Source organism: Burkholderia sp. Cy-637 (assembly GCF_011753175.1).
Lineage (GTDB): Bacteria > Pseudomonadota > Gammaproteobacteria > Burkholderiales > Burkholderiaceae > Burkholderia > Burkholderia gladioli.
The window spans coordinates 18,095-43,288 of the sequence record NZ_VWWC01000006.1 but is presented as its reverse complement, the minus strand read 5'-3'; the positions used below and the strand labels follow the sequence as shown (position 1 = coordinate 43,288).

The window sequence follows — 25,194 nt, the reverse complement described above, 5'->3', positions numbered from 1 at the left end:
GCCACGACAAGCCGCAACGGCTTGCCGGCCGGCTGCCGGTTCGGCTTACTTCGCCAGGCCCGGGCGGCCCGGCTTGGGCACCTCGATTCAAGCCGCCGCGGTATCGGCCCTCGACTTCACCTCATTCGCCACCGCGCCGCCTTCGCGCGCGCCACGACGATCGGCGCGGATCATCTCGCTGGCGCGCTCGGCGATCATCAGCGTCGGCGAGTTGGTATTGCCCGAGGTGATGGTCGGCATCACCGAGGCATCCACCACGCGCAGCCCCTCGATGCCGCGCACGCGCAGGCGGCTGTCGACCACCGCGGCCGGATCGTCGGCGCGTCCCATGCGGCAGGTGCCGACCGGATGGAAGATGGTGGTGCCCACCGCGCCGGCCGCCTCCACCAGCTCGGCCTCGCTCTGGTAGCGTGTGCCCGGCAGCACCTCCTCGGGGCGATAGCGCGCCAGCGCCGGCGCCGCCGCGATGCGGCGCGTCAGGCGCAGCGCGTTCACGGCCACGCGCCGATCCGCTTCGGTCGACAGGTAGTTCGGCGCGATGCGCGGCGCCGCGAACGGATCGGGCGAGTCGACATGGATGCTGCCGCGCGAGCTCGGACGCAGGTTGCAGACCGAGGCGGTGAAGGCATCGTGGCGATGCAGCGGCTCGCCGAAGCGATCGAGCGAGAGCGGCTGCACGTGATACTCGAGATCGGGCCGCGTGATCGCGACATCGGCGGGATCGGAGCGGGTGAACACGCCGAGCTGCGACGGCGCCATCGCCATCGGCCCGCTCTGCCGCAGCAGGTATTCGGCGCCGATCGCCAGCTTGCCCCACCAATGCGCCGACAAGGTGTTGAGCGTGCGCACGCCGGCCACGCGATAGGCCATGCGCAATTGCAGGTGGTCCTGCAGGTTCTCGCCCACGCCCGGCAGGTCGCGCCGCACCGCGATGCCGAGCACGCCCAGCCGCCGGCCGTCGCCGATGCCCGAGCGTTCGAGCAGGGCGGGCGAATTGACGGCGCCCGAGGCCAGGATCACCTCGCCGCGCGCGCGGGCCACGAAGTCCTGGCCGCCGCCGCGATACTCGACGCCGCTGCAGCGCGCGCCCTCGAACACCAGCCGCTCGGCCTGCGCGCCGGTGATGATGCTCAGGTTCGGGCGCGACATGGCCGGGCGCAGGAAGGCCTTCGAGGCGTTCCAGCGCACGCCGCGCTTCTGGTTCACGTCGAAATAGCCGACCCCGTCGTTGTCGCCGCGATTGAAATCGTCGGTGGCGGGAATGCCGGTCTGCTGCGCGGCCTGCGAGAAGGCCTCGAGGATTTCCCAATGCAGCCTCTGCTTCTCGACCCGCCATGGGCCGCCCGCGCCATGCGCCTCGTCGGCGCCGCCATGGTGATCCTCGCTGCGCCTGAACACCGGCAGCACCGCGTCCCAGGCCCAGCCCGAGTCGCCGGTCAGTTGCGCCCAGCCGTCGTAATCCTCGCGCTGGCCGCGCATGTAGATCATGCCGTTGATCGACGAGCAGCCGCCCAGCACGCGCCCGCGCGGATAGGACAGCGCGCGGCCGTTCAGCGCCGCCTCGGGCTCGGTCTTGTAGAGCCAGTCGGTGCGCGGGTTGCCGATGCAGTAGAGATAACCGACGGGGATGTGGATCCAGTGGTAGTCGTCCTTGCCGCCGGCCTCGAGCAGCAGGACCGAGACATCCGGATCCTCGCTGAGGCGATTGGCGAGCACGCAGCCGGCCGTGCCGGCGCCGACGATCACATAGTCGAATTCACCCTCGAGCGTGCGCTGGGAAGTCACGATGCGTCTCCTTGGTTTGTTCCGGCAGCGGCTGGCCTCGGGCGCGCCGCGATGGATCGAAGCGTACTCGCGCGGCGCCCCCGGCATCCAATGAGTTATGCTGAACAGCTTCATAAGCCGCGCTAATATCGCTCGATGGACCTGATCCTGCTCCGCGCATTCGCGACGGTGGCCCGCGAAGGCAACCTGACGCGCGCCGCCGCCCGCCTGTGCCTGACGCAGCCGGCCGTCAGCCTGCAGATCAAGCATCTGCAGCAGACGCTCGGCGTGGTGCTGTTCTCGCGCACCTCGCGCGGGCTGGTGCTCACGCGCGACGGCCAGGCCCTGCTGCCGCATGCCGAGCGCGCCTTGGCGGCCGCCGCCGAGGTGCAGCGCGCGGCCAGCGCCTTGCGCCAGGAAGTGCGCGGGCGCCTGCGCATCGGCACCGTGCTCGATCCCGAATTCCTGCGGCTCGGCGGCTTCCTGCGCCAACTGGTCGAAACCCATCCGCAGATCGAGACCGAGCTGCGTCACGGCATGTCGGGCTGGGTCCGCGACGCGGTCCAGGCGCGCGAGCTCGACGTCGGCTATTCGATCGGCCGGCCCGACGACGATGCCGGCGACGCCGCCCTGTTCCACACCCTCACGCTGACGCGCTACCACTACCGCGTGCTGGCGCCGGCCGGCTGGAAGGAGCGCGTGCAGCGCGCCCGCGACTGGCGCGCGCTGGCCGCCCTGCCGTGGATCTGGACGCCGCCCTCCTCGGCCCATCATCGGCTGCTCTCGCGGCTGTTCGGCGAAGCCGGCGTGCAGCCGGTGAAGGTGGCCGAGGTCGACCAGGAGCCTTCGATGCTGGATCTGGTGAAGTCCGGCGTCGGCCTCACCCTGGTGCGCGACTCGATCGCCCTGCGCGAGGCGCATGCGCACGCGCTGGTGATCGTCGAGGCGGTGACGGTGCCCGCCGAACTGACCTTCCTCACGCTGGCCGAGCGCCGCGAGGAGCCCGCCATCGCGGCGGCCTTGCGGCTGGTCGAGCAGCAATGGGCGAGCTGAGGGGCGGCCCTCTTCACCTCGCATCGCCTATCCACGTTGGCCGCACTTATCCACGGTTTTGCGTTCGCGCCAGGGTGAGCCGGGCGTTTCGTTACCGCTCACCTTGCCGCCGAAATCGACAGTGAGCGGCACGCGCCTCATTACGTCACGCCACGGTCGCGGACTTTTTGCTAGATTGATCCCCCACCCAAGGCGATTCGATCGCCCAGACCGAGGAGAACTGCATGGCACGCAACATCGAGATCAAGGCTCGCGCCCGCGACTTTGACAGCCTGCGCGAAAAGGCAGCATCGCTCGCGACCGACGAACCGCTGTTCTACCGTCAGCAGGACTTCTTCTACGACGTGCCGCGCGGCCGGCTCAAGCTGCGCCGCTTCGACGACAACACGCCGGCCGAACTGATCTTCTACCAGCGCGACGATCGCGACGGCCCGAAGGCCTCGTACTACACGCGCAGCCCCGTCACCAATCCCGAGGCGATGCACTCGCTGCTGGCCACCGCGCTGACCACGCGCGGCATCGTCACCAAGGAACGCCACGTCTACCTGGCGGGCCGCACGCGCATCCACCTGGACCGCGTCGACGGCCTGGGCGACTTCGTCGAGCTGGAAGTGGTGCTGGCCGAGGACGACGACGAGAGCGGCGGCGAGACCGAGGCGCATGAAGTGTTCGCCAAGCTCGGCGTGTCGAGCGACGACCTGGTGGCGGTCGCCTATGTCGACCTGCTCGCCGCGCAGGAACCGAGCGCCGCCTGAACGGCGCCGCGCGCGGGACCTGGCCGTCCCGCGCGGAACGAAACGAAACGAAGCGGCGCGCCGCGCAACGAAGCGGCGACGCCGCCTCAGGCCGGCGCCGCGCCCGGCTCCAGGTGCGACAGCGGCAGCGGCCCGTTGCGCTTGAAGGTGGTCAGCACGATGTTCGAGCGCACGCTGTCCACGCCGGGCACCCGCATCAGCTTCTTCATCACGAAGGTGGACAGCGCGTTGAGGTCCGGCGCCACGATGCGCAGCAGGTAGTCGGCATCGCCCACCACCGCATGGCATTCGAGCACCTCGGCCAGCACGTCGATCTGCTGCTGGAACTGCTCGATGATCGAATCGCCATGGTGCTTGAGCTTCAGGCTCGTGAAGGCGGTCACGCCCAGCCCGAGCCGCTCGGGCCGCAGCACCACGCGATAGCCGTCGATCACGCCGGCCGATTCGAGCCGCTGCAGGCGCCGGCCGATCTGCGAGGGCGAGAGCGGCACCTGCTCGCCGAGCTGCTGATGCGTGGCGCGTCCGAAGCGCTGCAGCACGTCGAGCAGGGCCAAATCGAAGTGATCGAGTTCCAGCATGAAGATTCTCCGCGTCGAATATCTTGTTGATGCGCGATTATCGCATCATCGATCGATTTCACGTCGAGATTGCGCCCTTCCCGCGCACCGGCCGCTCTACACTGGCATCTCGTTCCACCCCTCGCCAGCGAGCCAGTCATGTCCACCGTCGTCACCGCGAAGCTGCAGGAGCAGTTCGACGCGGGCCTCGAAACCCGCGCCGATTTCACCATCGACCAGCCGCTCGAGCGTTACGGCCGGGTCGATCACGCGGTGTGGGCGCAGCTCTATGCGCGGCAGACGGCGCTGCTGGAAGGGCGCGCCGCCGACGCCTTCGTGGCCGGCATGAAGCGGCTCACGCTGCCGGCCGATCGCGTGCCCTTGTTTGAGGAGGTGAACCGGCAGCTCGAGCCCGCCACCGGCTGGAAGATCGTCGCGGTGCCGGGCCTGGTGCCCGGCGACGTGTTCTTCGCCCACCTGGCCGAGCGGCGCTTCCCGGTGACCTGGTGGATGCGCCGCCCGGACCAGCTCGACTACCTGCAGGAACCCGACTGCTTCCACGACCTGTTCGGCCACGTGCCGCTGCTGATCGACCCGGTGTTCGCCGACTACATGCACGCCTATGGCCGGGCCGCGCTGGCGGTTGCCGACGATCCCTTCGCGCTCTCGCTGCTGGGCAGGCTCTACTGGTACACGGTCGAGTTCGGGCTGATCCGCAGCCGGCACGATCGCGACACGCTGCAGATCTACGGCGCGGGCATCGTGTCGAGCCGCGGCGAGTCGGTCTACAGCCTGGAGAGCGAGGCGCCCAACCGGATCGGCTTCGAGCTCGACCGCGTGATGCGCACCGCCTATCGCATCGACACCTTCCAGAAGACCTATTTCGTGATCGACGACTTCGAGCAATTGTTCGCCCTGCTGAAGGTCGATGCGAGGGCGCTGGCCAGGCGCCTGGCCGGCATGGGCGAGTACCCGGCCGGCGCCGTGCTCGACGGCGATCGGGTGATCCATCGCGGCACCGGCGAGGGCTGGGCGCAGGACCAGGACGCCACGCACTGAGCAGCGATCGTGCCCCGATCAAGCGGCAGGGCGCGCAAGTATGAAAGAATGTCCGGATCGGCGCGCCTCCACGAGACCGGCGCGCCTCATTCGGAGACGAGGCAATCAAGATGATCCACAAGCTCACATCGGAAGAACGCAAGACGCAGCTCGAGACGCTGCCGCACTGGTCGGCCGTGCCCGGCCGCGATGCGATCGAGCGCAGCCTGCGTTTCGCCGACTTCAACGCCGCGTTCGGCTTCATGACGCGCGTCGCCATCAAGGCGCAGGAAATGAACCACCATCCCGAGTGGTTCAATGTCTACAACCGTGTCGACATCACCCTCTCGACGCATGACGCGAACGGCCTGACCGAACGCGACATCGCGCTGGCGCGCTTCATCGACGAAGCGGGCCGCGAGGCGCAGCTCGGCTGATCCCCCCGGGCGCCGCGCATCACCTTCCCGCGCGGTGCCCTTCCCCACCTCCTTCCCGAACCACCGCTGCGATCGCAGCACATCTCGCGCCCTTCCCTATTTCGAACCATTACCGACGCGCGGATGGGGTCGATACGGCGAAACCGACAAACCGCCGACGAAGCGCCGACGCAGGACCAACGCTCGCCTGACGAAACCGCCATCCCCGCAGGCCGCGCGAATCACGGCTGTCAGCGCGCGCCACGCCGCTGCCGCCGATTCTTCATGGCTTCGCCACAAAAGCACCGCGCAAAACAAAACGCGCGTCAACGGTTCACCGTCAACGCGCGTTCCTTTGAGAACGGAAAGCTGTGAAAAGGTGCGAGCCTTCAGCTTTCCAAGCCGTTCATAAGGCGCACGTAAGACTCCCAGGCGCGACGCGCAATGGGGTCCAAACCTTCCAGTTTCAGTGCGCTTTGCCGCTGTACAATCAGCAACGCATACGGCTTGGAAAGCGCGCTCGCTTCTTCGCACAGTCTGAGTTCGTCGCCGCTGGACGGCGAACGGGCGCGCCAGAAATTGATCGCGGCTTCGAGTTCGTGGATCGAGATGTCGGACATATAGTTGGAATTTCGTTCGCTAGCCGCCTTGCCTGTCGTCGGCCACGCGACATGCTGTTGGAAACGGCGTCGTGCTGTCCCAGCCAACCCATTGTACTTGAGCGAATCTCATGCGACTCCTCCTCATCGAAGACGACCGCCCCATCGCACGCGGCATCCAGAGCAGCCTCGAACAAGCCGGCTTCACCGTCGACATGGTTCATGACGGCATTTTCGCCGAGCAGGCGCTCGCGCAGAATCGCCATGAGCTGGTGATCCTCGACCTGGGCCTGCCGGGCATCGACGGCATGACCCTGCTGTCGCGCTTCCGCCAGACCAACCGCCACACGCCGGTGATCATACTGACCGCGCGCGACGAGCTGAACGACCGCGTCCAGGGCCTCAATTCCGGCGCCGACGACTACATGCTCAAGCCCTTCGAACCGGCCGAGCTGGAAGCGCGGATCCGCGCCGTGATGCGCCGCAGCGGCCCGCACAGCGACATGCCGCGTCCGGAAGTCTCGCTCGGCGGCGTGCGCCTGTCGGGCGTCGATCGCCGCATCTTCAACGACGACAAGCCGCTCGAACTGTCGCCGCGCGAATTCGCGGTGCTCGAGATGCTGCTGCTGCGCCACGGCCGCGTGGTCAGCAAGGCCCAGCTGCAGGATCACCTGACCCACTTCGGCGGCGATCTCGGCGATACCGCGATCGAAGTCTATGTGCACCGCGTGCGCAAGAAGCTCGAGCAATGCCGTGTCGAGATCGTCACGGTGCGCGGCTTCGGCTACCTGCTGCAGGAAATCCGCCAGCCGGCCAGCGTCTGAGGCCGCGCGCGCCACGTCCTCGTCGGCCCCTCGCGGGCCGGTAATGACGCGGCGCCGCCGCCCCGACGCCAACGCGGCCGGCCTCGCGCCGTGCCGCGTTTTCGTATCCCCGCCGCGCCCGGTTCATGCCGGGCGCTGCTTTTTGGATGGTTGACGCGATGTCCACTGAACCGGCCGCTTCCAGCCTGCGCCGCTCGCTGCTGCGCCGCCTCGCCGCCCCGCTGTCGATGCTCGCGCTGATGAGCGGCCTGATCGCCTACTGGCTGGCCTGGCAGTACACGCAGCACGTGATCGACCGTTCGCTGGCCGATCTCGCCACCGCGATCTCCAAGCAGATCCAGATCGCCGGGCCCGACGCGCCGTTCACGGTGCCGCCGCTGGCGCAGGCGATGTTCTCCGATCCCGCCGAGCAACTGATCTACCGCATCAGCGACGGCGAACACGAGCTGGCCGGCGACCCGCGGCTGCCGCTGCAGGGCACCAGCGTGCGCCGCATGCATTACGCCTATGTATTCGAGTCCGACTACGAGGGCCAGGCCGTGCGCGTCGCGCAGGTGCGCGTGGAGCAGGCCGACAGCGGCAATCCGATGATCGTCGAGGTGGCCCAGCCGGTGCGGCACCGCTACCAGATCGCCGCCGAATTCCTGGTGGCGATCATGATGCCGCTGCTGCTGTTGCTGCTGGCCGGCTGGGGCATCGTCTGGCGCGTGGTGAACCAGCAGCTCGGGCCGCTCACGCACCTGGCCGATTCGCTGAACCGGCAGACTCACACCTCGCTGGAGCCGGTCGACGAGACCGAGGTGCCGCTCGAGATCCGGCCGCTCACCAGCGCCATGAACGCGCTGCTCGGGCGCCTGAAGACCGCGCTCGACGCGCAGCGCAAGTTCATCGCCGATGCCGCGCACCAACTGCGCACGCCGCTGACCGCGGTGAAGCTGCATGCCGAGCAGGCCGCCGTGGCGCGCGACCCCCAGCAGACCCTGAGCGCCGTGCACGAGCTGCGCGCCGCCGCCGATCGCGCGGTGCGGCTCTCGAACCAGTTGCTGTCGCTGGCGCGCGCCGAGCCGGGCGAGCAGGCGGCCCGCTTCGTGGAGGTCGACCTGGCAGCGCTGGCCTTCGAGACCGGCGCGGAATGGGTGCCGCGCGCGCTGGCCTGCCATGTCGACCTGGGCTTCCAGACCGACGACGAACATGCCGGTAGCGGCCGCGCCGCCTCGGTCGGCGACGACGACAGCGAGGAGCTGCCGCCCGACGAGTTCGACCTGGCCAGCGTGCCGCCGCTGGTGGTGCGCGGCAACCCGGTGCTGCTGCGCGAGGTGATCGCGAACCTGCTCGACAACGCGCTGAAATACGTGCCGCTGGCGCGTCCCGAAGGCGCGCGCATCACGCTGAACGTCTCGCAGGTGACGCTCGGCAACGGCCGCGCCGCCGCCGAGATCGTGGTCGAGGACAATGGTTCGGGGGTGCCGGCCGGGCAGCAGGCCGACCTGTTCAAGCGCTTCTTCCGCGGCGACGCGCAGAGCGGCAATGGGGTGGAGACCGGCGCGGGGCTGGGTTTGGCAATCGTGCACGACATCATCGCGATGCACGACGGCGCGGTGTCCTATGCCGATGCGCCCGAGGGCGGTTCGCGCTTCATCGTGCGGATCCCGCTGGCCGCGAAGCCGGCCGAGGCGGTGCCGAAGGCCGCCGAATCGGCGACGCAACACGCCTGAGCGTGTCGGCGCCCGGGCCGAGCCTGCATGACGGTGCCACCCGGGCGCCGTCATGCGCCGGCCTCACTTCTTCTTTTTGGTGCCTTTTTCGGCGCCCTTTTCCTTGCGCGAGGCCTTGTCGGCCTTGCCCGCCTTCTCGCCCTTCTCCGACTTGGCGTCCTTCTTCGCCTTCTTCTTTTTCTTCTTGTCCTCGTCGTTGACGGCCAGCAGCGTGCCGCGGCAGCTCGCGGTGCCGCAATGGCAGGCGTATTCGCGCTTGAGCTCCTTGGTCAGCTTGGCGTCGATCACCAGGCCGTAGTCGTAGAACAGCTCCTCGCCGGCCGCGATGTCGCGCAGCGCCTGGATATGCACGCGCCCGGCGGTTTCCTCGGCCTCGCAGTTCGGCTCGCAGGAATGGTTGATCCAGCGCGCGCTGTTGCCGTCGACCTTGCCGTCGATCACGCCGCCCTCTTCGAGCGCGAAATAGAAGGTGTGGTTGGGCTCGTTCGGATCGTGCGGATGACGACGCAGCGCCTCCTTCCAGGAGATCCGCTCGCCCTTGTACTCGACCACGCGCTCGCCCGCGCTGATCGGCGCGACCGCGAATACGCCCTTGCCGTGAACGCCGGAACGGCGCACCACGATCCTGCGTGAACTCATCGATGAATCCTTGTGAAGACGATGGAATGGCGCGATACCGGCCGCCGGCGTGGCGCCGTCCGCCCGCTGCGCGCGAACGCGCTCGCGCGCAGCGGCATGCCTCGGCGACGAGGCCGCCGTGAACGAGCCAACCGAATGCTACACGCTCGGCCTTGCTTCGTTCAACCAATCGGGCGAAGCGACGTGGGTTGGCAACGACGCGAGCGCGTCGTGTCGATCATGATGCAGCATCAAAAACATGGCGGTGCCGGCGCGCGGAATCGCTTCCCTCGCACGCCGGCACCGCCCGGGCCGCCGCGGCCGCGCTCAGCGCTGGCCGAACGAGATGTCGCCGAACAGGTTCTTCTGGTCGCGCGGCTGCGAGCGCCAGTATTGCGGCGGCGCCGTCACCGTCGCGCCGAGCTCGGCGGCCGCATGCCACGGCCAGCGCGGATCATAGAGCATCGCGCGAGCCAGCGCGACCGCGTCGGCATCGCCCTCGGCGACGATCTTCTCGGCCTGCGCCGGCTCGGTGATCAGGCCGACCGCGAAGGTGGTCAGCTCCACCGCGTGCCGCACCGCGCGCGCGAACGGCACCTGGTAGCCGGCCGAGAGCGGGATCTTCTGCAAAGGCGAGACGCCGCCCGAGGACACGTCGATCCAGTCGCAGCCGCGCGCCTTGAGCGCCTTCGCGAAGGCGATCGTCTCGTCCAGCGTCCAGCCGCCCTCGACCCAGTCGGTGGCCGAGACGCGCACGCCCACCGGCCGGTCCGCGGGGAACGCGGCGCGCACGATCTCGAAGATCTCGAGCGGGAAGCGCATGCGGTTCTCGAGCGAGCCGCCGTATTCGTCGCCGCGCTGGTTGGCCAGCGGCGAGAGGAACTGGTGCAGCAGGTAGCCGTGCGCGGCATGCACTTCCAGCGCATCGATGCCGAGCCGCGCGGCGCGCCTGGCGGTAGCCTCGAAGGCGCGACGCAGGCGGTTCAGGCCGGCTGTGTCGAGCGCCAGCGGCGCCGTCTCGCCTTCCTTGTGCGGCACCGCCGAGGGCGCGTGCGGCAGCCAGCCGCCGTCGGCTACTTCGATCAGCGAGCCGCCTTCCCAGGGCGCGCGGCTCGAGGCCTTGCGTCCCGCGTGACCGATCTGCATCGCCACGCGGATCGGCGAATGCTTGCGGATCGCCGCCAGCAGCGGCACGTAGGCGGCTTCGGTGGCGTCGTCCCACAAGCCGAGATCGCCCGGCGTGATGCGGCCGTCGGGCTCGACGGCAACCACCTCGGTGCAGAGCAGCGCGGCGCCCGACAAGGCAAGCTGGCCGAGATGGATGGTGTGCCAGGCGGTCGGCTCGCCGCGTTCGGCCGAGTATTGGCACATCGGCGACACGACGATACGGTTCGGCAGCGTGATGTCACGCAGCTGGAGGGGGGAAAACAGGGCGCTCATCGGGTGTGACTCGCTACAGGGGGGACGGGAGCGGACGAGGTTAGCACGCGTGCCGCGCGGCTGCTGGCGCGGGCCCGGGCCCGGGCCGCGTCCGGCGGCACCGCCAGGGTGCACGAAGGCGCCGGATGAAGATGCGGATACCAGTATCGGGACCGCCAAGCAAAACGGCACGCCATGCGTGCCGTTTCGAGATCGGTTGCCGGTTCCGGTTGCCCGTGCCGCTCAGAGCCCCACCGAGGCGAGCCATTCGCCGAACATGCGCGCCGCGGCCGGTTCCAGTGCCGGCCCGTGCTGGGCGGTGGCCGCGCGCAATTGCCGGGCATCCACGCCGGGCGCCGAGCCGATCTCGTTGGCATGGCCGATCAGCCAGGCCTCGAAGCTCTCGGTGGCGACTTCCGGGTGGCATTGCAGGCCCAGCACGTGCTGGCCCCACGAGAACGCCTGGTGCGCGCAATCGGGCGTGGAGGCGAGATGGATCGCGCCGGGCGGCAGGTCGAAGGTATCGCCATGCCAGTGCAGCATCGAGGTCTCGCTCCCGGCCAGGTGCCGCAGCGGCGACGCGAGGCCCGCGTCGGTCAGCGTCAGCGGCGTCCAGCCGATTTCCTTGACCTTGCCCGGATAGACGCGCGCACCGAGCGCGCGAGCGATCAGCTGGGCGCCCAGGCAGATCCCGAGCGTCGGCAGGCCCGCTTCGATGCGCTTGCGGATCAGCTCGACCAGCGGCGCCGTGGTCGGATAGAGATCATCGTCATAGGCGCTGATCGGGCCGCCCAGCACCACCAGCAGGGATGGGCCGCAGGCATCGAGCACCTCGACGCGCGAGGTGCCGACATCGACATACCGCACCCGCCTGCCCCGCTGGCCGAGCACGCGCTCGAAGCTGCCGAGGTCCTCGAAGTGCACGTGGCGGATTGCTACGACTTCTGCATTCATTCAACCGAACTCCGTCTGGCACGCCACGCGCGGCGCGTCATCACAACTGCGCGAACACCTTCCAGGTCTTCTTCTGCGTCAGCGCATCGGCTTCCTCGTGCACCGAGCAGTCGAGGCGCAGATCGCTGTCGGCCATCGTCAGGTCGAGCAGCGAGCAGCGATACGACGGCTTCTTGGCGGCCTTGCCGGGCTGGAAGTGCTTGCAGGTGACGCACATGCGGTGCTGGGGCGCCTGGCCCGCCACCTGCAGTTCGCGCAGCACCTTCAGCAGCGAGCGGTACAGGGCGCCCTGCTCGTCGTTGGCCAGCACGCCGACCGCCTTCGACAGGAACTCCGGCCATTGCAGCGCCTTCTTGGCCGCGGTGCGGCCGCGCGCGCTCAGGCGCACCGCCAGCGCGCGACCGTCGTCGAGCGCGCGGCGCTTTTCGACGAGACCCTTGCCTTCGAGCGTGCTGACCGCGTCGCTGGTGGTCGCCGCGGTCAGCTGGGTTTCACGGGCGATCTCACCGAGCCGCATCGGGCCCTTGCGCTGCAGCAGCAGCACCAGGATTTCGCCCTGCGTCGGCGTGAGGCCAGCGCCTTCCGCCCAATCCCATGCCTCGCTCCGCATGGCCGTACTCAATCGCAACAGGCTGTGGGTCACACGACCCGCTGCCTCGTTCCCGTAAACGCCTTCGCTCATAGTCTTTTCGCTGTTGCCGGCCTCGGTTCCATCCGACGGCCTTTGTGGGGAGATCCGTGTCCGGTCCTGCGATCGAGCTGCAGTGCCCGGAACGGCGCAACCGATGCCCGTTCACCGTGGCTGGATTCGCCACGAACCGGCGCGCGAACGCGGCACTATCCGGTGCCGTCGATCGCAAAGCCGACATTCTAAGCGAGAGCGGAAAATCGCACAGCTAAGTTATCCAAATAAGTCTGTGGATAAAGCGAGGATAAGTGAATCAGCGCGCTGTGATTTCGTGAATCAATCTCATATGAAATCGCCGCGACGCTTTCATTCGACAAACAACGCGCCGCCGCGGGCCTTGCGCGGGGCGCCCGGCGGCGCTCGCAGAGCCTTGACTTTGCTGGGAAAGTCCCGGTTATCCACAAGCGCGCCAGGCGAATTGTTTGCGACTACTACCTTTGTTCGGGCAGGACGGACAGTCGGTATCGCTTTGCGCCAGTACAGCCGATCGCGGAAATAGTCTTTTTCATTCGCGCCAGCGCAAGCACTGTTGTCGCACCGTCTCGTTGAGCGATTTTTCCTGCTTGAAAACGGTGCGCAGCCAGGAAGCGTCGTTCACGCGCGCCTTGGCCAGCGCGCCCACCTCGTCGAGCGCGGCGCGCGAGCCGAGCGCGGCCGCGTGCGGGGCGAGCTTGTCGAGCGTGTCGAGGATGTCCTCGGCGATGGTGCGCCGCTCGCCCGTCTGCGGGTTCACGCAGGTGCCGTCCAGGCCGAAGCGGCAGGCCTCGAAGCGATTGAAGGTATAGACCAGGTAATCGTCCTCGGACAGCGTGAGCGGCTTGTCGAGCAGCAGGTAGCGCGCCAGCGTCTGGATGTAGCAGGCGATCGCCGCCGCGCGGTCGACCGACAGCGGCGTATCCATCACGCGCACCTCGATCGTGCCGAAGCCGGGCTTGGGACGGATGTCCCAGTAGAAGTCCTTCATGCTGTTGACCACGCCCGTGTTGACCATCTTCGAGAAGTACTCCTCGAAGCCGTCCCAGGTCAGCGTATAGGGCGCGCGGCCCGACATCGGGAAGGCGAACACCGAATTGAGGCGGGCCGAATGAAAGCCGGTGTCCACATTCTGGACATAGGGCGAGGACGCCGACAGCGCGATGAAGTGCGGGATGTAGCGCGACATCGAATGCAGCAGGAACAGCGCGCTGTCCGCGTCGGGGCAGCCGATATGCACGTGCTGGCCGAACACCGTGAACTGCTTGGCCAGGTAGCCGTACAGCTCGGACAGGTACTGGAAGCGCGGCGCGTCGTAGATCTGCCGCTCGCTCCATTGCTGGAAGGTGTGGGTGCCGCCGCCGCACAGCCCGACGTTGAGATGGTCGGCCGCCTTGACCAGCACGTCGCGGATCGCATGCAGCTCGCTCAGGGCCTGCTCGTGCGAATGGCAGATGCCGGTCGACAGCTCGATCATGCTCTCGGTGATTTCGGGCGTGATGTTGCCCGGGTGCGGCTCGTTCTCGACCAGGCGCATCAGGTCGGAAGCCGCTTTGGTCAGATCGTAGTTGTGGGTGTTGACGATCTGGATTTCGAGTTCGACGCCGAAGGTGAACGGCTCGGAATTGTTGAAGGTTTCGAGTGCCATGGCGAATTCCGGATAACGGGTTGGGCACGGCCGCCGCCGTCTCGACGCAGGGCGGCGGCCGCGCCGGTCAGCTTTCGTCGCGTCGTTCGCCGACGGCCGACAGGCTGCGGTAGACGAACAGCGGACCGACCAGCTGCAGCAGGACGATCGAGCACATCACGACCGCGCGCAGGTGCGGGTCGAAATTCGGGTAGGCCTGGTAGGTGTCGTCGACCAGCAGGTAGGCAAGCGCCGACATCGGCGCCAGCGACAAGCCGAGCGCGACGCCCTGCTTGACGTTGATGCCGCTCTTCTTCGCGAAGGCGACCACCCCCACCAGCTTGGCGACCAGCCGCGTGAGGATCAGCACCACCGCCACCAGCCCGCCGGCGGCGAGGTCGTGCCAGGTGAACGAGGTCAGCGTCAGCACGAACAGGATCACGGTCAGCAGCCAGCCGGCGGTGCCGAAATGCTCGGGCCAGAGCTGCGGGCGCACCTCGAGGTTCTTCACGATGATGCCGGCCAGCAGCAGGGTCAGCACGGTCGAGAGCTTGAGCGCCTGGGCGATCGCGATGGCCAGCACCACCAGGCCGAACAGGGCGACGAAGGAATGCTCGTCGCGCATCGCCGGCGCGATGTGGCGGAACAGGTAGCGGCAGGCGCGCGCCAGCAGGTAGGCCAGGATCAGCGAACCGGCGATCAGGTAGATCGGCTGGAGGATGGTGGCGAACACGTTGCCGTATTCCTCCTGGTGCAGCCAGCTGGTCAAGAGCTTGGTGAGCACCACCGAATAGACGCTGTTGAGCGCCGTCAGCGTGAGCAGCCGCTGCGAGACCTGCCCTTCCGCGCGCAGTTCGGTCTTGAGCTGGATCGCCATCGCGGGCGAGGTGGCCACCGCGATGGCGGCCAGCACGATCGACACCATCGCCGGCACGCCGAGCACCAGCAGCACGGTCAGCACCAGGGCGAAGGTCAGCGTCGCCTCGGCCACGCTGGTGGCGATCAGCCAGGGGTTGCGGCGGATCCAGCGCAGGTCGAGCCGGTTGCCGAGCTCGAACAGCAGCAGGCCGAGCGCGACGTTGATCAACAGCCGCGCGGTATCGCTGTTGCTCGCGTCGATCGCGCCGAAGCCGGCCGAGCCGGCAATCAGGCCGATCACCGCGTAACCGCTCACGCGCGGCAGGCGCCAGGCCCGGTAGCAGAGCTCGCCGCACAGGCCGGCGGCAAACAGCGCAATCCCGGCCCAGAACACGGCGTCGGGAACAAGCGGCCAATTCGGTAGAAACGAGAACGCCGACTTCATCGTGGTGACTTCTCCTATTCGAAGGCAACCGGCAGCGACGCGGGGTCGAGCATGTCGAACGAGTGGGCGCGCTGGCGGCTGATCGCCCCGTGATCGGTGTGTTCGCTGGTCTGGGCGTCAGGACACGGGGCTGCCCGATTCGCGGCGGGTGGACTTGCCGCTCGGGCGATGGCCGATCTGATCGTCGGCCTGGGGTGTGAAGGAAACAGCGCGATCTCTCATCCTCAGATTCCGATTCGCAATAACTGTTCCGTGGGTGCCGCGCCGGTGGCATGCCGGTGCGGCGCGAAGGTGTCCGATTGTGCCACATCTATTTCGATCCGGATCGGATTTGTCCGGTGCCTGGCCGCCCGGCTGATGGCTCGGGGTTATATCCAAAGGTTTACCTGTATGTATACGTAGTAGAAGTTAACAAAGGCATGCCTTTTCTGTGGATAACTCCGGTAAACCTCACAGATTCATGGGCTTGGGAAAATCATAAGCACTCGCACAGGCTGTGCGTGCGCACAGGGATTCACAGAGCAACTTTTGCTGTGCTGTGCGGCGAAGCCAAGTTACCCCGTTTACGTCCACTGTGCTTGCACAGACAACTCGCAGGCAATTCGCGCGCTTATCCACAGATTCGGGTGGATAACCTGCCCTCGCCGCTGTGTTGCCGTGCAAAAAATACTGTGGCTCGCGGCGAGCGGGCGCGGGCCTGCCTCGGCCGGCGCCGCTCGGAAAAGCATTGGATGCAATGGAAATGACGGGCGGACGAACGCCGCCCGGTTGGCTCAGCCGGCGCGGCCCTGGCGTAGCGCGCGCAGCAGGAAGCGCGCGGGATCGATCGCCTCGGCCAGCTCGCGCTCGATCGGCCAGGGTTCGCCCTCCAGTTGCGAGGCGATCAGCTCGGCGGCCAGCCAGGCCCAGACGAAGCCGCGCGAACCAAAGCCGAAGGCGCCGTAGAGACCGGCCGCGCGCGGCAGGTCGCGTGGCTGGGCGCCCGACAAGGCACGAGCATGGGCGGTCGCGGCGGCTTCGTCGCCCAGCGCGCCCGCCAGCGGCAGGCGATCGCTGGCCACGCAGCGGAACGCGACTCGGCCGGCCAGCGAGGCAGGATCGGCGAGCATGCTGGAATCAACCTGGGCGCGGGGCAGCAGCGCGGCGAGCCGGACGAGGTTCTCTCGATGGCCGGCTTCGCGCGGGATCGGATCGAGGTCGTCGGGCTCGTAGGTCGCGCCGGTCAGCGCGCTGCCGTCGGCGAACGGGATCAGGTAGCCGTCGCCGATCACGGGCAGCGCGACCTTGGGTGCGCTGCCTGTCGGCAGCATGCTCAGTTGGCCGCGCACCTGTTGTACCGGCGCATGTCGCAAGCCGGCCAGGCGCGGCGCGTCGGCCGCGTTCGCGACGATCGCCACCGCGGCCGAGGCCAGTGTCGCGCCGTTCGCGTCGAGCGCGAGCCAGCCGCCGCCCTCGCGCGGCACCAGGCGCGCGACTTCCACGTTCGCCAGCCGCGTGAGCCGTTCGCCCGCCGTCGCGCAGGCGGCCGCGGCCAGTTTCGCCGGATCGAGCGAGCCGCCTTGCGGGAAGAACCATCCACCTTGCGCGGTTTCGCTACCCAGTTGCTCGCCGGCCTGCTCGCGCGAGCGCAGCGAGGCCAGTTCATCGGGCATGCCCAGCGCATCGGCGGCGGCCTGCATGCGCGCGAATTCCGGCTCGTCGCAGGCGAGTTGCAGCAGGCCTTCGCGACTACGCGAGAACGCATGTCCGGCCGCTTCGAACGCGCGCCATCGCGACAGCGCGTATTGATAACCGGCACGCGAGAGCCGCGCGCCGAAGTTGTCGTCGATCGCGACCAGCGGATGGAACACGCCGGCGCGATTGCCCGAGGCTTCGCCTGCGAGTTCGGCATGTCGATCGATCAGCGTGACTCGCCAGCCGCGCGCGGCGAGACGCTCGACCAGCGCGCAACCTGCCAGGCCCGCGCCGATCACGATCGCGTCGCGCGTATCGGCGTCGAAGGCGCGCGGCGGTTCGTGTCGACGCAGCTTCCAGCGCGGCGCGAATTCGCCGACCAGCATCGCGCGCTTGCCCGCGAATCCCGCCACCTTGCGATACGAAAAGCCCGCGTTTTCCAGGGCTCGTTTCACATCGCCGGCGCTCGTGTAGGTGGCGAAGCTGGCGTGTTCGTCGGCCAGTTTCGCGAGCGCGCGGAATACCTCGACGGACCAGAGTTCGGCGTTGCGCGAGGGCGCGAAACCATCGAGGTAAAACGCATCGGCACGCAGCACCAGCGAGGGCAGCATCTCGCGCGCATCGCCGAAGGCGAGCGTCAGTACCACGCGCCCCGCATCGAGTTCGACGCGATGCAGCCCCGGCGTGAGCATCGGCCAGGCATCGGCGAGTTCGTCGACGAGGCTCGCCCCGATGGTTGTGCCCGCAACGATATGGCGAGCGGCCTTGCGCAGGTCCTCGCGCGCGAACGGATGTTTCTCGACCGAGACGAAATGCAGCCGCTCGCTGCGCGAAGGATCCGCGCGCCAGGCGGCCCAGGTCGCGAGGAAGTTGCAGCCGGTGCCGAAGCCGGTCTCGACGATGGTGAAGTGGCGACGCCCGCGCCAGCGTTCGGGCAGGCGGTTGCCGCGCAGGAACACGTGCTCGGCCTGGGCGAGCGCGCCGGCCGCGCTATGGTAGATATCGCCGTAGGCGGGGGAAACGAGCGTGCCGTCTTCGCGGAAGACGAGCGTGGCGGGAGCGAGTCGGTCGGTCATGCGAAACAATCGAAAGGGCCGGCGAAGGGCCCGGGCAAATGCGCTGCAACACCTGGCCGGAGCCGCCAAAGCCGCGCCCAGCCTGGCGTTGGCAAAAACCAACGTCGGCTCCGAAGGCTCGCTTGCGGCGCTTGACAACGCTGGTCGCCACGCGGCAAAAATGCGGGCAACGGCCTGAAGATCCGGCAAAATCCGGATGAAAATCTTTGAAACCCTTGTCGTTATTGGGTTTGCGCTGCGCTATCATAGCAAGCGCCGTACTGCGGAAGCGCCTCAGGGCTCACCCGCGGGTACCAGGCGCGGCGCGGTCCGGATGCGCCTGGTCGTCGCCGCGAACTGCGATGCTACGGCCTGCGCACGTATAATCGGCGCGTCCGCGCTGTTCGTGTCAACTTAACCTGAGAAAGGAACCTTAATGAACAAACAGGAACTGATCGACGCCGTCGCCGCACAGACGGGCGCCAGCAAGGCTCAAACCGGCGAAACGCTGGACACGCTCCTCGAGGTGATCAAGAAGGCCGTGTCGAAAGGCGACGCGGTTCAGTTGATCGGCTTCGGCAGCTTCGGCTCGGGTAAGCGTGCAGCACGTACCGGCCGCAACCCGAAGACGGGCGAAACCATCAAGATTCCGGCAGCCAAGACCGTCAAGTTCACGGCTGGCAAGGCATTCAAGGATGCAGTGAACAAGCGCTGAGTCCAGCGTTTGTGAACGGAAAAACCCGCCTCGCGGCGGGTTTTTTTTTCGTCCCCAGGAAGCGTCGCGGGCGCTGGAATGACGTGTTTGCGCGACGCTTTTCCCCGATTTGACCAAGCTTGACCATCGACCGAGGCGGGCCTCGAAAGCGCCCGTTTCAGTGGCGATGGACGATTTCCTCGTCGTCGTGATCGTCGTGTTCGTCGAGGTCCCAGGACGGAAACGGATCGGGCAGCGCGCGCCAGGCTTCGACGCCGGCCGCGTATTCGGCATCGTCGAGCAGGCAGGCATCGAATTTCGCGCGCCATTGCGCGGCGTCCAGGCCGATGCCGATCAGCACCAGTTCCTGGCGGCGGTCGCCGATGCTGTCGTCGTCGGGCGCGCCATGCCAGTCGGCGGCGATCTCCTCGAGCAGCGCCGGATCGTCGTCGGGCCATTCGGCGCGGTCCTGCGCGGCCCACCAGAGCCCGGCCGGCCCGTGCCGGCAGACGCCGCCCGCCTGCGAGAGCGAGCCGCCGATATCGTTGCGCGTGGCCAGCCAGAAGAAGCCCTTGCTGCGCAGCACGCCCTGCCATTCGTCGTGCAGCAGGGTCCAGAAACGTTGCGGATGAAACGGTCGGCGCGCGCGATAGACGAAGTTGCCGATGCCGAACTCGCCGGCCGCGTGCGTGTGCCCGCAATCCTCGCCGCAATCTTCCCCGTGTTCGTGATCGTGCCGATGCTCGAGCGAGGCGAGCCAGCCCGGCGCATTGGCGGCGGCCTCGAAATCGAACAGGCCGGTGTCGATCACCTCGCGCAGCGGCACCGCGCCGAAGCGGCTCACCAGTTGCCGCGCGCGCGGGTTGAGGCTGGCCAGGATCGTCTGCAGGCGCGCGAGTTCGTCCGCCGCGACGAGGTCGGCCTTGTTGATCACCAGCACGTCGCAGAACTCGATCTGCTCGATCAGCAGCTCGACCAATTGGCGATCGTCGTCGCCCTCGGCCAGGCCGCGGTCGGCCAGGCCCTCGTCGGAGCCGTAGTCGCGCAGGAAATTGAAGGCGTCGACCACGGTGACCATGGTGTCGAGCCGCGCGATATCGCCGAGCGTCTCGCCCTCGTCGTCGACGAAGCCGAAGGTTTCGGCGATCGGCATCGGCTCGGCCACGCCGGTCGATTCGACCAGGATCGCGTCGAAGCGCTGCTCGGCCGCGAGCCGGCGGATCTCGACCAGCAGGTCGTCGCGCAGCGTGCAACAGATGCAGCCGTTGGACATCTCGACCAGCCGCTCCTCGACGTGCGAGAGGCTGGCGCGATCCTCGACCAGCGCGGCATCGATATTGACCTCGGCCAGGTCGTTGACGATCACGGCCACGCGCAGGCCCTCGCGATTGGCGAGGACGTGGTTCAGCAGCGTGGTCTTGCCGGCGCCGAGAAAGCCGGACAGCACGGTGACGGGCAGGGGCTGGTTCATGGCGGTGCGTACCCTGGAAAGTGGCGGAAGCGGCGGCCGGCGCGGCGAAACGAGGCTCGCGCGCACGGCGGCGTGAAAGCCGCATTGTGCATCAAACCCGGCTGGGCCCGCCCGCGCCGGGCTGGGGCGCCGGCCGCGAGGCCCCAAACGTCGGCTCGCCATATCTGGATAGCAGGCGGCAGGAGCCTGGCCGGGAAGCGGCGGCAGGAAGTAGACGGGATTCGGTAAAACCGCGGCTGGGCCCGCTAAACAGGCAGGGATGCGCAAACCGCCGATCGGCGAGCCGGGCGCAAGCGCGCCTCGGCGTGTTTCAGCGCGGCTCGTTCTCGGCCGGCAGCAGGCGCCACTTGGACAGGATCGCCGCGATCTGGTGCGCGTACTTGTCCCGCAGCGGCGGTGTTTCGGAGTGGTAAGCGCCGATCGCCGCCCAGGTATTGCCGTACTTGTTCATCTTCTGGCGCAGGTGCCAGGCGGCGATATAGACGTTCTTGCACGGCTGCATCAGGGTGTCCTTGGTGATGCCGTACTGGGCCAGCCGCGACAGATGGATCGAGTTGATCTGCATGATCCCGTAATCGGTCGAACCGTTCGCATTGCGGTTGATCGCATCGGGTGTGTTGTGGGATTCCTGCCACGCGATGGCGCGCAGGATCAGCGGATTGACCTTCTGGTACTTGGCCGCCTCGTCATAGCAGTCGGCCCGCGCGGGGGCACTGAAACCCGCGGCGGCAAGCGACACGACGATAAGAAAACACCTAATTTGCATTAGGAAGCCTTCCGAATGGCAGCAAATACGGGAGTTCGGGGTGGGAAAACCCCCAACACGGAAATTGCGCGCCGCTTGCGCGCCGCCCGTATCATACCGGGGCCTCGCCGCCTTGTGCCACCGTCCGATGCGCGTGGTTGCCCGCTTCGGTCGCCCGGTTTTCCTTGGTTTTTATTCCGAAATCTTGCGAAATCTTGCGAACGAAATGGCGCCGCGATCGGGCTTGGCGGCTTTGTTGAAAAAAGTGAGAACGCTCTCGGTCCGATGTGATATTTCGGACACGAAAAGCTGCTAATGTCCGTTTTTTGCTAAGTGCAATCACGCTCTATCGTCGGATACGGCCTTACCCGGCATCGATTACCCACCCTCATGACAACCACTCGTTTTGCTATGCGGCGCGCTGCAAAAGCGCTCGTCGTCGCCGGAATCGTCGCCTCGCAGATCGGCCTCGCGCAGGCCCAGGTGACGCTCAATTTCGTCAATGCCGACATCGACCAGGTCGCGAAGGCCATCGGTGCGGCGACGGGCAAGACCATCATTGTCGATCCGCGCGTGAAGGGCCAGCTCAACCTGGTATCCGAGAAGTCGGTGCCCGAGGACCAGGCGCTCAAGACCCTGCAATCGGCGCTGCGCATGCAGGGTTTCTCGCTGCTGCAGGACCACGGCGTCCTGAAGGTGGTGCCCGAGGCCGACGCCAAGCTGCAGGGCGTGCCGACCTACATCGGCAACACCCCGCGCGCCAACGGCGACCAGATCGTCACCCAGGTGTTCGAGCTGCACAACGAATCGGCCAACAACCTGCTGCCGGTGCTGCGTCCGCTGATCTCGCCGAACAACACCGTCACCGCCTACCCGGCCAACAACACGCTGGTGGTCACCGACTACGCCGACAACGTGCGTCGCATCGCGCAGATCATCGCCGGCGTCGACAACGCGGCCGGCACCCAGGTGGTGGTGGTGCCGCTCAAGAACGCCAACGCGATCGACATCGCCAGCCAGCTCGGCAAGCTGCTCGACCCGGGTTCGATCGGCAATACCGACGCGACGCTGAAGGTGAACGTGTCGGCCGACCCGCGCACCAACTCGATCCTGCTGCGCGCCTCGAACGGCTCGCGCCTGGCCTCGGCGCGGCGCCTGCTGGCGCAGCTCGACGCGCCCAGCGCGGTGCCCGGCAACATGCACGTGGTGCGGCTGCGCAACGCCGACGCGGTGAAGCTGGCCAAGACGCTGCGCGGCATGCTCGGCAAGGGCGACAGCGGCGGCTCGGCTTCCTCGAACGACGCGAACTCGTTCAACCAGGGCGGCGGCTCCGGCGGTGGCAGCAACTTCTCGACCGGCAGCGCCGGCACCGCGCCCCTGCCTTCCGGCTCGTCCTCGCTGTCCTCCTCGTCGGGCTCGGGCTCGAGCAGCGGCGGTTACGGCAGCGGCAGCGGCGGCAAGAGCGACGATTTCTCCAGCAACAAGAACAGCAGCGACGACAACCAGCCCGGCGGCATGATCCAGGCCGATTCGGCCACCAACTCGCTGATCATCACCGCCTCGGATCCGGTCTACCGCAACCTGCGCGCCGTGATCGACCAGCTCGACGAGCGTCGCGCGCAGGTCTATATCGAGGCGCTGATCGTCGAGCTGAACTCGAGCACCTCGGCCAACCTGGGTATCCAGTGGCAGGTGGCGAACAACGCGCTGTACGCGGGCAGTTCGCTCAACACCGGCCTGCCCAACCTCGGCAACAGCATCACCGGCCTGACCTCGTCCGCGGCCCAGGTCGCGGGGACCAATATCAGCCCCGCGGCGGCGGCGGCCGGCGCGCTGACGCCGGGCCTGAACATCGGCTGGCTCAAGAACATGTTCGGCATCACGGGCCTGGGCGCCCTGCTGCAGGCCTTCTCGGGCACCACCGACGCGAACGTGCTGTCCACGCCTAACCTGGTCACGCTCGACAACGAGGAAGCGAAGATCGTGGTCGGCCAGAACGTACCGATCGCGACCGGTTCCTACGCAAACCTGACCAGCGGCAGCAACAGCAACGCCTTCAATACCTTCGATCGCCAGGACGTCGGCCTGACCCTGCACGTCAAGCCGCAGATCACCGACGGCGGCATCCTGAAGATGCAGATCTACACCGAGGATTCCTCGGTGGTGGCGAGCGCGACGACCAGCAACAGCTCGAGCCAGGTCGGTGTGCCGACCTTCAACAAGCGCTCGATCCAGTCGACCGTGCTGTGCGACAACGGCGAGATCATCGTGCTCGGTGGCCTGATGCAGGACAACTACCAGGTCAGCAACAACAAGGTGCCGCTGCTCGGCGACATTCCCTGGATCGGCCAGCTGTTCCGCTCGGAAGGCAAGACACGCCAGAAAACCAACCTGATGGTGTTCCTGCGCCCGGTGATCCTCAGCGACCAGGCCACCACCCAGGCCGTCACCGCGAACCGCTACGACTACATCCAGGGTGTGCAGGGCGCGTACAAGTCCGACAACAACCTGATCCGCGACAAGGACGATCCGGTGGCGCCGCCGATGCCGCTCGGCCCGAGCCAGGGCGGGGCCCCGGCCGCGAACCTGTTCGACCTGACGCGCATGACGCGCACCCCCGGTTATCCGGCCGCGCCCGGCAGCGCACCGACCAACGTGCCGGCTCCCGCGGTAGCCGCGCCGACGGTGAACCCCGCGCCGATGCCGGCCCCCGCCGTCACCGCGCCGGTGCCGACGCCGGGCCTGACCACCCAGCCGGGAGCGCAGCCGTGAACGAGGCCGTGCGCGATGCAGCGACCAGCGAGGGGCCATCGGCGATCGCCGCTCGCCTGCTGCCCTACGGCTTCGCCAAGGCCGGCCAGATCCTGGTCGCGCAGCAGGACGGCGAGGCGATCGAGGTCTGGATCAGCGATCGCACCACCGATGCCGCACTGGCCGAGGTGGCCCGCAACTTCGGCGCGCTGACCGCGCGCCGGCTGCCGGCCGACGAGCTCGCGCAGGCCATCAACACCGCCTATGCGCGCCAGGACGGCAGCGCGGCGCAGGTGGTCGGCGAGGTGGAAGGCGAGGTCGACCTGTCGCGGCTGATGCAGGACATCCCGGAAGTCGAGGACCTGCTGGAATCGGAGGACGACGCGCCGATCATCCGCATGATCAACGCCCTGCTCACCCAGGCCGCGCGCGAGCAGGCTTCCGATATCCACATCGAGCCCTTCGAGAACGCCTCGGTGGTGCGCTTTCGCGTCGACGGCACGCTGCGCGACGTGGTGCGGCCCAAGAAGGCCCTGCACGGCGCGCTGATCTCGCGGATCAAGATCATGGCGCAGCTCGACATCGCCGAGAAACGCCTGCCGCAGGATGGCCGCATCACGCTGCGCGTGGGCGGCCGCCCGGTGGACGTGCGGGTCTCGACGCTGCCCACCGGCCACGGCGAGCGCGCGGTGCTGCGTCTGCTGGAAAAGGATGCGGCGCGCCTGAACCTCGAGGCGCTCGGCATGGGCCGCGACACGCTGGTGCAGTTCGACAAGCTGATCGGCCGCCCGCACGGCATCGTGCTGGTCACCGGCCCGACCGGCTCGGGCAAGACCACCACGCTGTACGCGGCGATGTCGCGGCTGGAGACGGCCACCACCAACATCATGACGGTCGAGGATCCGATCGAATACGACCTGTCCGGCATCGGCCAGACGCAGGTGAACGAGCGCATCGGCATGAGCTTCGCGCGCGCGCTGCGCTCGATCCTGCGCCAGGATCCGGACGTGATCATGATCGGCGAAATCCGCGATCTCGAAACCGCGCAGATCGCCGTGCAGGCCTCGCTGACGGGTCACCTGGTGCTGGCCACGCTGCACACCAACGACGCCGCCTCGGCCGTCACGCGCCTGACCGACATGGGCGTCGAGCCCTACCTGCTGGCTTCCTCGCTGCTCGGCGTGCTGGCGCAGCGGCTGGTGCGCCAGCTCTGCCCGCATTGCAAGGAACCGCGCGAGGAGGAAGGCCGCGTGATCTATCACCCGGTGGGCTGCGAGAAGTGCGGCCATTCGGGCTACACGGGCCGGCGCGGCGTCTATGAACTGCTGGTGATCGACGACGCGATCCGCTCGCTGGTCCACCGCAACGCGCCCGACTCGGAAATCCTCGCCTCGGGCCGCTCGAACGGCATGCGCACGCTGCGCGACGACGCCGAACGCTGGCTCGCGCAGGGCAACACCTCGCTAGAGGAAGTGCTGCGCGTGACGGGAGGCGCGTAGCG

21 protein-coding genes are annotated in these 25,194 nt (G+C 67.7%); 9 read left to right on the top strand and 12 right to left on the bottom strand.

All coding sequences use genetic code 11. The features are described 5' to 3' along the window. Positions 1-87 precede the first annotated feature (87 nt). A complete protein-coding gene (locus F3J10_RS03390; RefSeq protein ID WP_167241037.1) occupies positions 88-1,785 on the bottom strand; it encodes a GMC family oxidoreductase N-terminal domain-containing protein in 1,698 nt (565 codons plus the stop codon). A 135-nt stretch (positions 1,786-1,920) separates the two neighbouring features. Here F3J10_RS03390 and F3J10_RS03385 point away from each other — a divergent pair, with 135 nt between their 5' ends. Together F3J10_RS03385 and F3J10_RS03380 are read left to right on the top strand one after the other, a co-directional pair. Then, positions 1,921-2,817, top strand: a complete 897-nt coding sequence (locus F3J10_RS03385) for a LysR family transcriptional regulator (RefSeq protein ID WP_025097703.1) — start codon at positions 1,921-1,923, stop codon at positions 2,815-2,817. A 224-nt stretch (positions 2,818-3,041) separates the two neighbouring features. Further along, complete coding sequence (locus F3J10_RS03380; protein ID WP_013696150.1) at positions 3,042-3,572, top strand: class IV adenylate cyclase; 531 nt, start codon at positions 3,042-3,044, stop codon at positions 3,570-3,572. Positions 3,573-3,658: 86 nt separating this feature from the next. Here the strand turns inward: F3J10_RS03380 and F3J10_RS03375 are convergent, their stop codons facing one another. After that, a complete protein-coding gene (locus F3J10_RS03375) occupies positions 3,659-4,150 on the bottom strand; it encodes an Lrp/AsnC family transcriptional regulator (protein WP_013696149.1) in 492 nt (163 codons plus the stop codon). Positions 4,151-4,288: 138 nt separating this feature from the next. Between F3J10_RS03375 and phhA the strand changes: the two genes are divergently transcribed. Beyond that, positions 4,289-5,188, top strand: coding sequence for a phenylalanine 4-monooxygenase (gene phhA, locus F3J10_RS03370; RefSeq protein WP_167241035.1), 900 nt, complete (start codon positions 4,289-4,291; stop codon positions 5,186-5,188). 110 nt (positions 5,189-5,298) lie between these two features. Then, positions 5,299-5,604 (top strand): 4a-hydroxytetrahydrobiopterin dehydratase, encoded by a 306-nt coding sequence (locus tag F3J10_RS03365; protein WP_013696147.1) that lies wholly within the window; start codon positions 5,299-5,301, stop codon positions 5,602-5,604. A gap of 368 nt (positions 5,605-5,972) precedes the next feature. Here the strand turns inward: F3J10_RS03365 and F3J10_RS03360 are convergent, their stop codons facing one another. Continuing rightward, positions 5,973-6,203 carry a DUF3717 domain-containing protein gene (locus tag F3J10_RS03360; protein ID WP_013696146.1) on the bottom strand — a complete coding sequence of 77 codons (231 nt, stop codon included), beginning with the start codon at positions 6,201-6,203 and terminating at the stop codon, positions 5,973-5,975. A gap of 110 nt (positions 6,204-6,313) precedes the next feature. On the opposite strand from F3J10_RS03360, the gene F3J10_RS03355 reads away from it, so the two are divergent. Together F3J10_RS03355 and F3J10_RS03350 are read left to right on the top strand one after the other, a co-directional pair. Next, on the top strand, positions 6,314-7,006 hold the full coding sequence (locus F3J10_RS03355; protein WP_025097701.1) for a response regulator transcription factor: 693 nt from the start codon (positions 6,314-6,316) through the stop codon (positions 7,004-7,006). Between the two features lie 158 nt (positions 7,007-7,164). Then, the gene (locus F3J10_RS03350) at positions 7,165-8,721 is read left to right on the top strand and encodes a sensor histidine kinase (protein WP_167241033.1); all 1,557 of its coding nucleotides are present in this window, start codon (positions 7,165-7,167) and stop codon (positions 8,719-8,721) included. Between the two features lie 63 nt (positions 8,722-8,784). On the opposite strand, the gene F3J10_RS03345 is transcribed toward F3J10_RS03350, so the two are convergent. The 7 genes from F3J10_RS03345 to mnmC all read right to left on the bottom strand — a co-directional run bounded on the left by F3J10_RS03345 (position 8,785) and on the right by mnmC (position 18,053). Further along, on the bottom strand, positions 8,785-9,360 hold the full coding sequence (locus tag F3J10_RS03345) for an SET domain-containing protein-lysine N-methyltransferase (RefSeq protein WP_025097699.1): 576 nt from the start codon (positions 9,358-9,360) through the stop codon (positions 8,785-8,787). A gap of 306 nt (positions 9,361-9,666) precedes the next feature. Continuing rightward, entirely contained in the window at positions 9,667-10,779 is a 1,113-nt protein-coding gene (locus F3J10_RS03340; protein ID WP_025097698.1) for an NADH:flavin oxidoreductase/NADH oxidase, read from the bottom strand. A 222-nt stretch (positions 10,780-11,001) separates the two neighbouring features. Continuing rightward, positions 11,002-11,712 (bottom strand): glutamine amidotransferase, encoded by a 711-nt coding sequence (locus F3J10_RS03335; protein ID WP_166912779.1) that lies wholly within the window; start codon positions 11,710-11,712, stop codon positions 11,002-11,004. 40 nt (positions 11,713-11,752) lie between these two features. After that, a complete protein-coding gene (locus tag F3J10_RS03330; protein ID WP_025097696.1) occupies positions 11,753-12,394 on the bottom strand; it encodes a MarR family transcriptional regulator in 642 nt (213 codons plus the stop codon). A gap of 511 nt (positions 12,395-12,905) precedes the next feature. Then, a complete protein-coding gene (locus F3J10_RS03325; protein ID WP_017917940.1) occupies positions 12,906-14,021 on the bottom strand; it encodes a YbdK family carboxylate-amine ligase in 1,116 nt (371 codons plus the stop codon). A gap of 67 nt (positions 14,022-14,088) precedes the next feature. Beyond that, positions 14,089-15,303 carry a cation:proton antiporter gene (locus tag F3J10_RS03320; RefSeq protein ID WP_167241031.1) on the bottom strand — a complete coding sequence of 405 codons (1,215 nt, stop codon included), beginning with the start codon at positions 15,301-15,303 and terminating at the stop codon, positions 14,089-14,091. 773 nt (positions 15,304-16,076) lie between these two features. After that, positions 16,077-18,053, bottom strand: coding sequence for a bifunctional tRNA (5-methylaminomethyl-2-thiouridine)(34)-methyltransferase MnmD/FAD-dependent 5-carboxymethylaminomethyl-2-thiouridine(34) oxidoreductase MnmC (gene mnmC, locus F3J10_RS03315; protein ID WP_167229919.1), 1,977 nt, complete (start codon positions 18,051-18,053; stop codon positions 16,077-16,079). 415 nt (positions 18,054-18,468) lie between these two features. Here mnmC and F3J10_RS03310 point away from each other — a divergent pair, with 415 nt between their 5' ends. Then, positions 18,469-18,747, top strand: coding sequence for an HU family DNA-binding protein (locus F3J10_RS03310; RefSeq protein WP_006401505.1), 279 nt, complete (start codon positions 18,469-18,471; stop codon positions 18,745-18,747). 157 nt (positions 18,748-18,904) lie between these two features. Here F3J10_RS03310 and F3J10_RS03305 read toward each other — a convergent pair whose 3' ends face one another. After that, the gene (locus F3J10_RS03305) at positions 18,905-20,197 is read right to left on the bottom strand and encodes a GTP-binding protein (RefSeq protein WP_167241029.1); all 1,293 of its coding nucleotides are present in this window, start codon (positions 20,195-20,197) and stop codon (positions 18,905-18,907) included. Between the two features lie 310 nt (positions 20,198-20,507). After that, positions 20,508-20,963, bottom strand: a complete 456-nt coding sequence (locus tag F3J10_RS03300) for a lytic transglycosylase domain-containing protein (protein ID WP_013696135.1) — start codon at positions 20,961-20,963, stop codon at positions 20,508-20,510. A gap of 369 nt (positions 20,964-21,332) precedes the next feature. Between F3J10_RS03300 and gspD the strand changes: the two genes are divergently transcribed. Then, the gene (gene gspD / locus F3J10_RS03295; protein ID WP_240154659.1) at positions 21,333-23,714 is read left to right on the top strand and encodes a type II secretion system secretin GspD; all 2,382 of its coding nucleotides are present in this window, start codon (positions 21,333-21,335) and stop codon (positions 23,712-23,714) included. Next, entirely contained in the window at positions 23,711-25,192 is a 1,482-nt protein-coding gene (gene gspE / locus F3J10_RS03290; RefSeq protein WP_345791187.1) for a type II secretion system ATPase GspE, read from the top strand. Before gspD ends, gspE begins: the two co-directional genes overlap by 4 nt. The last annotated feature ends 2 nt before the right edge of the window (positions 25,193-25,194 follow it).